At 56.7% G+C, this 11,857-nt stretch carries 8 protein-coding genes; 5 read left to right on the top strand and 3 right to left on the bottom strand.

Translation table 11 applies throughout. From position 1 onward, the window contains the following. Positions 1-44: 44 nt before the first annotated feature. Complete coding sequence (locus tag V6936_RS17065; protein WP_336580159.1) at positions 45-3,653, bottom strand: BTAD domain-containing putative transcriptional regulator; 3,609 nt, start codon at positions 3,651-3,653, stop codon at positions 45-47. A gap of 196 nt (positions 3,654-3,849) precedes the next feature. Here V6936_RS17065 and V6936_RS17060 point away from each other — a divergent pair, with 196 nt between their 5' ends. The 3 genes from V6936_RS17060 (at position 3,850) to V6936_RS17050 (ending at position 6,665) form a co-directional block, all read left to right on the top strand. Further along, complete coding sequence (locus V6936_RS17060; RefSeq protein WP_336580158.1) at positions 3,850-4,605, top strand: GntR family transcriptional regulator; 756 nt, start codon at positions 3,850-3,852, stop codon at positions 4,603-4,605. A 170-nt stretch (positions 4,606-4,775) separates the two neighbouring features. After that, a complete protein-coding gene (locus V6936_RS17055; protein ID WP_039943477.1) occupies positions 4,776-5,669 on the top strand; it encodes an MBL fold metallo-hydrolase in 894 nt (297 codons plus the stop codon). 21 nt (positions 5,670-5,690) lie between these two features. Then, complete coding sequence (locus V6936_RS17050) at positions 5,691-6,665, top strand: Bug family tripartite tricarboxylate transporter substrate binding protein (protein ID WP_336580157.1); 975 nt, start codon at positions 5,691-5,693, stop codon at positions 6,663-6,665. 307 nt (positions 6,666-6,972) lie between these two features. Here V6936_RS17050 and V6936_RS17045 read toward each other — a convergent pair whose 3' ends face one another. Together V6936_RS17045 and V6936_RS17040 are read right to left on the bottom strand one after the other, a co-directional pair. After that, a complete protein-coding gene (locus tag V6936_RS17045) occupies positions 6,973-7,944 on the bottom strand; it encodes a Bug family tripartite tricarboxylate transporter substrate binding protein (RefSeq protein WP_003802244.1) in 972 nt (323 codons plus the stop codon). Between the two features lie 37 nt (positions 7,945-7,981). After that, positions 7,982-9,571 (bottom strand): sulfatase family protein, encoded by a 1,590-nt coding sequence (locus tag V6936_RS17040; protein ID WP_336580156.1) that lies wholly within the window; start codon positions 9,569-9,571, stop codon positions 7,982-7,984. A gap of 106 nt (positions 9,572-9,677) precedes the next feature. Here V6936_RS17040 and V6936_RS17035 point away from each other — a divergent pair, with 106 nt between their 5' ends. Next, positions 9,678-10,592 carry a LysR family transcriptional regulator gene (locus V6936_RS17035; protein WP_131070875.1) on the top strand — a complete coding sequence of 305 codons (915 nt, stop codon included), beginning with the start codon at positions 9,678-9,680 and terminating at the stop codon, positions 10,590-10,592. Between the two features lie 114 nt (positions 10,593-10,706). After that, a complete protein-coding gene (locus tag V6936_RS17030) occupies positions 10,707-11,840 on the top strand; it encodes a GGDEF domain-containing protein (protein ID WP_301605966.1) in 1,134 nt (377 codons plus the stop codon). The last annotated feature ends 17 nt before the right edge of the window (positions 11,841-11,857 follow it).

Below are 11,857 nucleotides of genomic sequence, written 5' to 3'. Positions count from 1 at the left end.
AACGGCGCAAGGCTGCTGCTGGCAAGCGCACCGGCAAGGTGGGGCTAGACCTTGAGCTTTTGAACGGCTTGCCGACGGTCCCGAATCCAGTCGGCGTAGCGATACAGGCCGTGTTTTTCCATCTGCTGTTCAGCCAGATTCCATTCCTGCAAGGCCTGTGCGTTTTCCCCCAACGCCATCCAGGCGTCGCCACGCACACAATGCAACTCGGCCCCCATGCTGCCCGTGTCATAGCGCAGCCCCTGAGCGGCAGCCTTGTCCAGCCAGGGCATGGCTTCATTGCTGCGTCCCAGGCGAATCATGGCGCGGGCAATCCGGCTCATCAGTCCATCAGTGCTGATGGGCAGGCCGTATTGGGCAATTTGCACACAATCGAGCAGGAACTGCATGCTGCTTTCCCGTCCGTACAACATGACCTGGCAGTAGTACAGGAACGAGCGGCTCAGCGCCGACCAGGGCTCGGGATTGTGTGACTTCTGAAGCTCGTGCAAGGACAGTTCGGCCACTTGCAGGCAGTCTTCCAGTTGCTCCATCAGGTAGTAGGCCTGCATCACGAACAAATGGGTGATGGCGCGTAGCGAAAAAATGGTGTCTGAACGCAGGCTTTGCAAGGCCAGGCGAGCGTGCTGTTGAGAGGCATCCTGATCGCCCTTCAGGGCCAGGGCCACACTCAAGGTTCCGAAGGTAATCGATTGGGGAAAATGCTCGGCAATCGCGCGTCGGCTGTTTTGCTCTTTCAAATCATCAAAGACGGCCAGGCTCAGATTCAGCGTCTGAATGGCATTGTTGATGTTTCCTTTCCACAGTTCGTGTTGACCGATCGCGTACAAGGCCCAGCTGCGGTTCTGGTCATGGTTGGTTTCATTGGCCAGCGCCAGCAGTTGGCGTGCTTTGTGCAAAGCCTGCTCAAAGTTGCCTTGTGCATGCAATGCCGACCAGGCCGTCCACAGGCTGATCATGACCTGGTCGGAATCCTGCTCGTCCTGAAGCTCATGACCCAATTCATAGGCCATGGCGGTCGAGGCCGAGGCCGGGCCGTACAGGGACGATTCAATCGCGCCTTGCAACATGCGACATTCAAATTGCAGGGTTTGACGCACCTGCAGGTCTTCAATCAGCTCACTGCGGTTGAGTGAACGCTGCAAATACTGACTGGCCTGACGCAGATCGCTTTGTGCCAGGGCCTCGCGGGCCGCACGCTGCCACCAGAAGGCCGCTTCAGGGCTTTCCGCCTCGCACAGGTGCAGGGCAATATGGGCAGGTGCCTGGCGACGGCGTATGCCGTGTTGGGCAATGGCATAGTGAGCCTGACGCAACTCCTCCTGCATGGCCACACGCTCCAGCGCCTGGGCGATCAGCGGCAGGCAGGATACGTGTTTGCCGTCTAAATCAATCAGGTCCAGCGTGGCCAGTGTATCCAGACCGCTGCTCAGGGCCGTATTGTCCAGACGCAGCATCAGGCCAAGCTCGTTGATGCAAATAGCCTGCTCATGCAGGGCAATGCTGGTCAGGATGTGTCGCGTCGCGGGCAACAGGCTGTGGTATTGCGTGCAGATCAGGTCAGTCAGGCGCAGCGCGTGGCTGCATTCGCAATTGAGCTCATGGCAGCGCAGCAGTTCATTGGCATGGCCCGGGTTGCCGGCACTGAGCTTGACCAGCCGGCTGCGTTTGTCGCGCGCCAGACGCTGCCCGCGCTGCCCGCTCAGAAGACTGTTGATGCTGGAGCGGTCCAGTGCCCGTAGATTCAGGTGTTCGGCGCGTTCCATGCCGTGGCCCGGTTTGCGGCTGGTGGTCAGCAGCAAGGTTGGATGACGGGGCGTGGTATGCGAGAGCAGTCGGATCAGACGCTGGGTGGGCGGGTCGGCCCATTGCACGTTTTCGATAATCAGCAGGCGACGGCGCGGGGCGCTGCCTGGGCCGCTGAGCAGATTGAAAAGAAGGTCGGTATGCGCCGTAGAGGGCTCGTTCAAGTCCTGTTCGTTTGGCCCGCTGTTTAGCCACTCATGCAGGGATTGCGCTTGCTTGGGACTCAGTTCAAGCGCTTCTTGCAGGGTTTGAATGGAAAAGGGGTCGCGCTGTTTACCGGTTTGTGCGGTGATGTAATTGGCAATTTGCTCGTGCAGCCAAAGACGGATGGGGTGCCAGGCGACACGGCGCTTATCTTCGCGGCAATGGAGGACGATGCAGTGATGGGCGGTTTTTTGTACATAATCTGCCAGAGACTGGACCAGCAGGCTTTTACCAATATGGGCTCGGCCATGGATGGCAATGTGATGCAGGGACCGGTTGGGGCCTATATACGACCAGGCCTGCACCAGATGATCGAACTCTTGAGAGCGGCCGTAGACACGGCTGGTCAGCCGTACAGCGTCAATGTCTGAGGGGCTCAGGTTGAGCCAGAGCGCTTCATTGTGGCGGCCCACCGGGCCTTGTACATCTTTGGGGTCCAGTCGCAATGCGGCTTGAAAGGTGACGCGCGGCGCCCCGGGGGCCGCCTCCCAGCTCAAGGGCAAGACCACCTGGGCCAATTGTCCCCACGGGTCTGGACAGGGGCTTTGATCGTCCATGACAAGGTCTGCATGAATGGCGATGCTCAGCTTGATATGTTCATCCATGCGCACGGTGGCCGCAACCCGTGCCAAAGTCGCCGCCTGGGTGATGGGCGACTCCAGTAGGTCCGGGTAGCCAAAATAGGCCAGCACTTGACTGGGGCCCGCCTCACTGGCCCAGCCGCCATGATCCTCGATCAACTGGAGCAGGGTCTGGCGGCTTTGCTCGAGCAGTTGACCGCCTTTTTCACGGGCATGACGATGGCCGGGTTCAAAGCGCAGGCAAAAGCCGACCGCGGCCAAGGGACGCAGGCGCAATTGGACGGTGGTGGACAAGGCTTTGGCATGGGGGGCCGAGCGCGCGGGCAGATCGACCAGACTGCGTGTCTGGGCGCTGGGTTCGCACCCCAGGCGATCGGCCAGCAAGACCGAGCACTGCTCATACGCTTGCAACGCGGCTTCGTGTTGGCCTTCTTGCTTGAGCAGGCGGATCAGCGCTTGATGCAGTTTTTCTTCTTCGGGCCAGATCAGCAGCCAGCGTTTGAGATAACTGATCGCTTGCGCGGGGGGCAGCGTGTCCAGCCCGGACTCGATATACCGGTCGCGGCAGTGCGACAGGGTTTGGCGAATGGTTTGTTGCGTCTCTTGCAGCCAGTCTTGCAATTGCTCGCCATGATGCAGTTTGACCTGTCCCAGCAAAGGACCCTGATACAGGTTCAGGCGTTCCAGATCGCTTAAGGCTGGCTGGCTGGGGTGTTGCAGCAGACTCAGTACGTCTACCTGGGCGTGACAGGGGTCCAGTGCCAAGGTGTCATTGGTAATGTGCAAGACCTGATCGCACCCTTCAAAGGCCCGGCGCAAGGCATGCAGTGCATGACGCAAACGGGCACGCCCGACGCTGATGGGGTCTTCGTGCCAGATTGTTTCCGCAAGACGGCTGCGGCTGATGGGTTTGCCCTGCGCCAATGCGAGCATGGACAGCAGAATCCGCGCTTTATCGTAATTGATAATATTGGCGCGACATTGTCCTTGAACCCGTAATCGGTAGGTGCCGAGTAGGTAAATTTGGGCCAAGTGCGAGGCAGAGGAGGGCAGAACATCCATGGGCTCGGGCTCGTATCAAGAGTTAAGCAATGATTGGGATAATGTATCCGATCCGTTTAATTTTCGTTTACGAAATTTTGCAAAAATAAACGCCTTGGCTGTCCTGCATTAAACCTTTTTTGCCCTATCGGCGACCCCGCACATCGCAGGCTATGATGTGGGCTGATTATTTTCTTGGGCTGGCATGCCTATTTGTATGGTGGACCCTACACGCTCTTCACTGCGCAAGCAGTCCAAATTGCCTCTTTCTCTGAAAGTGAAATATACCTTGCGGGCGCGCCTGGAACGGGGGGAGTGGCCTGTGGGAACCCGCATTCCCACGCTGGAAGAGCTGATGGAGGAATATGGCGTTTCTCGTGCCACGGTCCGTGCCGCGCTGGACGAGCTGGAGCAAGAAGGCCTGATCGAACGCACGCGAGGCAAGGGCACCTTTGTGATTGGCGACGTTGCGCAGGATCATTGGCTGATGTTGCCAACCAACTGGCAGGCCCTGATTGAGCATCTGACGCGTCTGGATTCGGTGATGGTGGAGCTGGGCCAGGGCCGGGGGCCCTTGCCTATCGAGATTACTGGCCAGTCCCTGCCTGATGATTATTGGTGGACCAGCCGCGTTAACTATACCGACGGGGTGGCCTATAGTCTCAATACGGTCTATGTGCTCGATTCCTTGGCTCAGACCTTGCAGCCTGATTTGAGCCAGGAGCCGGTGCTTTTGGTGCTCAACCGTCTGGCGCGTGAGCAGATCCATACGGTTCGTCAGACCTTGACGGTCCGGGTAGCCGATGCGGATCTGGCTCGTCATTTGCATATGGACATAGGCATGCCCGTAGTGCGGGTCATTCGTTTGATTGTGAATCGTGACAATCAACTGGTCTATGCCGCGCAGGTCTTTTACCCGGCCAAGTATCTCAGCATTCAGACTGAGTTGACCCCCGGACTTTACGCTCCTTAATCCAGGCGTGGCGCGCGTCTGTCCGCCTTCTAGGTAAAAACACCAAGTTATTCGTCGTGAGGGCAGAGTGTACACTTTTCTTATAAAGTCCTAAAAATAGAACTTTATGACTTTATGGAAGAGGCACGGTTCAGGTGCCGGATATTTTTATCAGTTTGAAGGAGTTTGACGTGAAGATAACCATGCTTGGCACCGGCGCTGCGCTGCCAGATCCCGACCGTGCCCAGTCGTCCATTTTGGTGACCCTGGAAAACGGCAAGAACTATTTGTTCGATTGCGGCGAAGGCTCCACGCGCCAGATGGTCAAGGCCAATATCAATCCGGCGGATGTGCCTTGGGTATTTTTAAGCCATTTGCACTATGACCATGTTTGCGGACTGCCCTTTTTTGTGCTGTCCAGCTGGGTTTTTAACCGCGAAGGCAAGCTCAAGGTCTTCGGCCCGAAAGGCACCCAGGATTTTGTGGATCATTCTTTCGAGAACGGCGCGTTTCGCGTTGATATCCAGGCCCGTGCGGCTTACCCGGCTCGTCAGAAGAACATCGAGGCTGTGCGCCCAGAGGTGTTCGAGGTGGAGCCAGGTCTGATGTATGAAGATGAGGACGTCAAGATCTACATTGACGTGGTTGACCATATCCCCAGCGAAATTACGGACTGTTTTGGCATTCGTATGGAAGCCGAAGGCAAGGTGGTGGCATTCAGTGGCGATACCGCGCCGTGCGAATCCATGATCCGTTTGGCGCAGGATGCCGATTTGCTGATTCACGAATGCACCTTCCCCGAGTCCTTCCTGAAACATCGTGCCGAGTCCGGGGTGGGCACCTTTGCCCATACCAGTCCGTTGCAATTGGGGGAAATTGCACGCCGTGCCAATGTGAAGAGTTTAGTGGCCACGCATTTCGGGCATTACGACTCTACCAGTCCAGTGATTAAACGTGCGGCCGCGAATCACCTGCCGGTTGATCTGATGGGCCCGGAGCGTCTGGACGAGGTGGCTCGGGATATTCGCAAGAGCTATAAAGGCGATTTGCGACTGGCAACAGACTTGATGCGTATAGACCTGTAAAAGGCACGCGGGGGAGACAAAATGCAGGTAATCAAACAAACAGTTTTGGGCCTGATGGCCACGCTTTGCATGGGGGCGGCGGCGCCGGCCTGGGCGGATTATCCCGATCACCCCGTGCGGGTGGTGATTCCTTACCCTCCGGGCGCGGCGGGGGATATTATTTTTCGTATTTTGCAGCCCGAACTCTCCCGCGAGTTGGGGCAGACGGTGATTACGGATTACAAAACCGGGGCGGGCGGCAATATCGGCACGCAAATGGTGGCCCGCTCCAAGCCGGACGGCTACACCTTGTTGTTTTCGGTGACCAATAACTTTGTGATCAATCAGTTCTTGTACAAGAACATGGGTTACGACCCTTTCAAGGATCTGTATGTGATCAATAAGGTGGCCGATGCGGCGGCGCTGGTTTATGTGAATGGGCAATTGCCGGTCAACAACATGGCCGAGTTCCGGGAGTATGTTCAGCAGCGCAAAGGCCAGGTGAATTATGGAACACCAGGAGCGGGAACCACCCCCGAGTTGTCGGCCTGGAAGCTGTCCGAGGTGATGGAGGGCGACATGCTGGGCATTCATTACCGGGGTTCGGCACCGGGTATTCAGGCTTTGCTGAGCAATGAGGTACAGATGTTTGTCAGCAGCTATGGACTGGGCGCCGCCTTTTTGCCAGAAGGGCGTCTGAAGGCCTTGGCGGTGGCCTTGCCAGAGCGTCTCCCGGTCTTACCCGATGTGCCGACTTTGGACGAGCTGGGCTACAAAGATGTGGTGATCAGCAACTGGTGGGCCCTGGCTGTTCCGGCAGGGACGGATACGGACATTGTGGGCAAGATTGAAACTGCCTTGGAGAACGTGCTGGCAAATCCCGAGATTCGTCAAAAGCTATTGGATCAGGGCTATCTGCTGTCCAAGGTGTCTGCCGAGGAGTTTCGCAAGGGATTGCCTGCGGAGGCGGATTACTGGCATGACATCGTCACTAAGGCTGGGATTAGTTTGGACTGATGGAGTGCTGCTTGATCCGGGGCTTGGCGTGTCTTGGCAGGGCGCTTGCCCACGCCGCGCATGGTTGCCCTGGTCAGCGTGCTGGGTCGGGCGCCACGTCGCACCCGGCCTCCAAGGGCTCATGCCCAGGCCATTCAAACGTGGTGTGGTGCTGTGTAGACGGAAGCGATGATGAGCGGCATCGTGACCATCCCTTGTGTTTTCACCTCAAGACAAGGCAACGAAGCAAGCAGGCCCTCAGTCATGTCTTTGCACTAGTCTGCCCATAAAAAAGGGTCCCTGAAATCAGGGGCCCTAAGCTCAATGATTACTGATCAGAGCGAATATTGTTGTCGCGCACGATCTGCTCCCAGCGAGCGCTGCGTTGCTGCACCCACTGGGCCGCAGACACCTTGGACGAGTCGTACGCCTGAATATCCAGCATCCGCAAGGTTTCTGCGGTAGAAGGACGCTTGACGATATCGCTCAGCAGCGCGTTCCAGGCCTTGACCTTCTCTGGGGGCGAACCCTTGGTGGTGAAAACCAGGTACGAGAAGCTCTCGTCAAAGTTTTCCAAACCTGGCAATTTGGCTTCGGCCAAGGTCGGGACCTCGGGCAGCAAAGGATTGCGCTTGCCGCCAGAGGTTGCCAGGGGCGTCAACAGGCCTTCCTTGATGGGGCCTAAAACACCGGCAATCGTCAGAAAACCGCTGTCCAGGCGCTCGCCATACATATCGTTGACCACCGCGCTATTGCTGCGATAGGGAATGTGATCGAGCTTGATGCCGCTGTCCTGTGTCAGGGCAGACATCATCAAATGACCGGGCGACCCCATGCCTGCGGAGCCATAATTCATCGGTTTCTCGCGGGCGCGCTCCAGGAACTCTGCCGGAGACTTGATGCCGGTTTTGCTGGGTACCACCAGAACCTGGTCAAAAGTGCCCAGCAAGGAAACCAGTTCCAGAGACTCGTCAATCTTGAACTTGCTGTTGACGTAAATGTGCGGGTTGGCCGTGGCCACCGTATCGAGCGTCAACAGCAAGGTATTGCCATCCGGTTTGGCTCGCCCTACCGCTTCGGCCGCGATGGTGCCGGCCGCACCGGCACGGTTCTCCACCACAATTGTCTGGCCCGTCGTTTCGCTGGCCTCGCGGGCCAACATGCGACCCAGGACATCCAGCGGACCGCCTGCTACGGAGCTGACCACAATGGTGGCCACCTCGGCACTTTGGACGGGTGTAGCCAAAGGTAGGATCAGCGCACAAATGCTTACGTTGCGCAGCAAGGAAAGGGTGGGCATAGATGTCTCCAGATAAGGATGGTTAAGAGTAGTCAGCTCACGCTATCGCCAAAGGCAAGGGACTGGTTTCACTGTGAGCCATCATGGTATCGATCAATTGACACAAAAGCCTGGTTTTCAAGGCTTGCGCATCGGGTTCATTCCACAAATTATGTTGTTCCAGCGGATCGGCGTGCAGGTCATACAGCTCGCCGATCTGTCCACCCTCATACAAGCTGATGCGATGCTGTGGCGTCACAAGTGAACGCAGTTTGGTGCGGATCGGGGTATTAAACAGTTTGCGCTGGTTTTCCTCTTCGATCAGCACGCCGCTGCGCCAGGTCTGGGCGTCATTGTGCATGAGTTTCAGCAAGGAGCGGCCCTGAATGCCGTTGTAAGGTAACTGGTTTGCACGCTCCAGCACGGTAGGCGCGATATCAATGGTAGAGCAGACCGCTGCACTGGTGCCTTGCGTTTGCGCAGCTCGGGGATCAAACCAGATAAAGGGACTGCGAATAATGCTTTGGTAGTGCAAGGGGCCCTTGAGCAATAACTGATGATCGCCCATGAAGTCACCATGATCGCTCATGAACATGACGATGGTGTTGTCCGCCTGTCCCGTATGCTCCAGATGGTCCAGAATGCGACCGATCTCGGCATCAATATGAGTGATGGAGCCATAATTCAGGGCGATGGCCTCCCGGGCCTCGCGCTCGGTGCAGGCAAACAGCGTGGGGGTATGTTTGACTGCCTTGCCTTCATCGCGCAATTGATGAAGCAGTTGCAGGTGGGCCGGCAAGGGGTGCGAGCCCAGGTGGAAGGAGTCGGGCAGGCTGACGTCTTCCGGCTTGTACATATCCCAGTACTGGCCATGGGGGGTGAAGGGATGATGTGGGTCGGGAAAGGAGCACTGAATGAAGAAAGGTTGCTGTTCCTGTGCATAGTGATCCAGCATGGCGCGGGTGCGCTCCCCAATCCAGGCCGTGGTGCTGTACTCTTCTGGCACGCGGGTGCGCCAGGCCTGTCCAATGCGGCTTAACGCATAGTCCGGGGTCGAGATGGCGTTTTCAGGGCCAGATAGGGCGGCGATGTCAGGGTGTTCGTTTTGCAGCCAGCGTCCATAGTCGCCCCAGACCTGATCGCCGTGATCGATAGCCAGATCTACGTGCTCGTAGCCGTAAAACGGCAGTTGCACACCGTGATCGGCGCGATCACGCCACCATTGCCCGCATTCCTGTCCGTAATCGTTGGTCGCTAAAGGTGCGCGTGCCTCGCCCCGGGTAGGGGGATCTTCCGGGCGTGGGTACAAGGGCGGAGTATCCGTTATATTTTGCAGATGTGCCTTGCCCACCAACGCGGTGCCCCAGCCGGCCTGGCGCAATACATCGACGAAGGTATTGGATTCCAGCGGCAGGGGAACGCCGTTGTGACGGGCCCCATGCAAGGAAGGCATGCGGCCCGTCATCAGCGAAGCACGATTGGGCATGCAAATGGGGGTGGCGACGTAAAATCGCTCAGCACGCCAGCCGCGGGCTGCCAATGCATCCAAATTGGGTGTTTTTATTTCTTTATTGCCATAACAAGCCAAATGGTCCGCGCGGAGTTGATCGGCGATGATCAGTAAAAAATTGGATACGGATTGAGACATGCATTGCCTATTTTGTAGCTTTGGGTATACCCATTATGGAAGCTGTGGCCATAATGTTAAATTGAATAACTGGCAGGTATCTATACCCCTTTCATATAGGTAAGTCATGAGCTGGAGTGAACGCATTCGCTTGAAGCATTTGCAGGTTTTAATTCGTTTGTGTGAACAAAAAAGCATGAGCGATGTCGCCCGGCAATCCAATATGACTCAGCCTGCCTTGTCCAAATGGCTCAAGGATTTTGAGGACAATATAGGCATGCCCTTATTTGAGCGCCATGCGCGGGGTATTGAACCGTTGCCCGCTGCCTTGGCATTGGTTTCCCAGGCGCAGGGTGTGCTCAATCGCCTCGATCGCATGAATGCCACGCTGGAACAATACCGGCAGGGTTTTCGTCAGCAGTTCACGCTGGGTATTTCACCGATGGTGGCCGCAGTTTATTTGCCACAGTTATTGGTGTATTTGTACCAGCGTGATCCCCAGTGCCATATTCGCATTCAGGAGGGCACCCTGGATGTCTTGAGCCGCAATCTGGAACAGGGCGAGCTGGATCTGGTGATTGGCCGGGTGGATGAGGCCGGGCGCAATCCGGCAATGGCCTATTTGCCGCTAGGCATGGTGCCGTTGGGCGTGGCCGCCTGGCGCGAGCATCCGCTGGCCCAGCAAAAGGAGATTACCTGGGAGCAAACGCTGGACTATCCCTGGATACTGCCTCCTCGGAATAGCCCTATGCGACGCAGTTTCGAGTTGAGTCTGGATGCCAAGGGTCTGACTTATCCCACTTGTGCCATTGAATCGGCTTATGCACATACCAATGCGCGTGTGGCGGTAGGCAGTGATTTTCTAGTCCCCATGACGCGCAGCATGGTGCCGGTCTACCCGGAACTGTGCATCCTGGAACTGGATTGGAGTGATCAGCGTTTGCACGGTCAGTTGGGCCTGTTGTGGCGCCCGCAGGATTCGGGCGAACCGATGTTGGAAGAAGTGATTAGCTGGATGAGTCAACAGGCGCAAGCAGCGTGAATGTAAAAGGGGTCGGCGCTGGCCGACCCTGAAAGAATTGACAGCTTGTTTTTTATATCCGTGTAACTAAAAATTGCCGTTATGTTACTTTGTTTCTTCTTGGCGAATTGATTGATGGGAACAGTTCTGAAAGGCTGGAAAAACTTGCAAGCAATCAGTATTAGCTCGGTGCGCGACACACTGAGCGGGAAGTATCATTCTCGTGACTTCATTCATGCCCGTATAGAGTATTTGCGCAGCCGGGTAGTTCTGGTCGGTTTGCTGTTCGCGTTGCTCACCCCGCTGTGGACCTTGATGGACTGGCTGGTTTTGCCCAGTTGGCCTGCTCACCTGATGGCAGTCCGTATCCTGAGCCTGGCGGGCCTGATCGCGTGTGTCTGGCTGGCCTTCCACGGCCATCAACGCATTACCCGTATTTATGTATTGAGTGGCCTGGTGTTTATTTTGCCAGCTTCCTTTTATGCATATATGTTGTTGACTCTGTCAGGGGCCGCGCATTATGTCGTGCTGGGGTATGGCTTTATCCCTTTTTTGCTGGTGGCCACGTTAAGTATTTTTCCGTTTACGCTGCTTGAATCCGCTTTGGTGGGGGGCGCCCTGATTGCCCTGCAGATTCTGGCGAGCGTCAGCTCGGGGACCTGGCTCAGCGCGAAAGGCTTGCAGGACCTCTGGCTCTTGAGCGCCTTGCTGGTGGTGGCCCTGACCGCCAATTACTTTCACCTTGGCTTGTTATTGCGGCTGTATCGACAAGCCACGCACGATACCTTGACCGGCTTGCTGAACCGGGGGGCGGTTAGCCGCCAACTGGGGCAGGGCCCGGTACAGGAGCGTTTGCATGTATTGATGGTGGACCTGGATCATTTCAAACAGATCAACGATACGCACGGCCATTCGGTAGGGGATGATGTCCTAACGCGCACTGCGGCTTTGTTCAAGGCGCATTTGGGAGCCCATGATCTGGCGGCCCGGTATGGTGGCGAAGAGTTTGTCTTGATTCTGGCTGGCCGCAGCGACGCGCAAGCCTTGAGCTTTGCCCATGTTCTTTTGCAGCAGGTCCAGGCACAAACCTTTTATAACCACGACCGTGAGCCTTTTCAGATTACGGCCAGCCTAGGCTTGGCGCCGTGTCAGCCTGGGCAGGCCATTGAAGAGGCCTTAATGCGGGCTGACCAGCTTTTGTATCAGGCCAAGCGGGCGGGACGCAATCAGGTGGTGACCCAGGAATCGATCCCTACCGTCGGCTCATAGGACAAGGGGACCTGATG

Source organism: Alcaligenes sp. CHO6 (assembly GCF_037120595.1).
Taxonomy (GTDB): domain Bacteria; phylum Pseudomonadota; class Gammaproteobacteria; order Burkholderiales; family Burkholderiaceae_B; genus Alcaligenes; species Alcaligenes ammonioxydans.
Note: the sequence above shows the minus strand (reverse complement) of the source record. Positions and strands in the feature narration are given on the sequence as shown.

Coding starts and splice junctions, on each gene's coding strand:
- V6936_RS17035 (WP_131070875.1), top strand. CDS start 9,678: ATGAGCTGGAGTGAACGCATTCGCTTGAAGCATTTGCAGGTTTTAATT.
- V6936_RS17065 (WP_336580159.1), bottom strand. CDS start 3,653: ATGGATGTTCTGCCCTCCTCTGCCTCGCACTTGGCCCAAATTTACCTA.
- V6936_RS17045 (WP_003802244.1), bottom strand. CDS start 7,944: ATGCCCACCCTTTCCTTGCTGCGCAACGTAAGCATTTGTGCGCTGATC.
- V6936_RS17060 (WP_336580158.1), top strand. CDS start 3,850: ATGGTGGACCCTACACGCTCTTCACTGCGCAAGCAGTCCAAATTGCCT.
- V6936_RS17050 (WP_336580157.1), top strand. CDS start 5,691: ATGCAGGTAATCAAACAAACAGTTTTGGGCCTGATGGCCACGCTTTGC.
- V6936_RS17040 (WP_336580156.1), bottom strand. CDS start 9,571: ATGTCTCAATCCGTATCCAATTTTTTACTGATCATCGCCGATCAACTC.
- V6936_RS17030 (WP_301605966.1), top strand. CDS start 10,707: ATGGGAACAGTTCTGAAAGGCTGGAAAAACTTGCAAGCAATCAGTATT.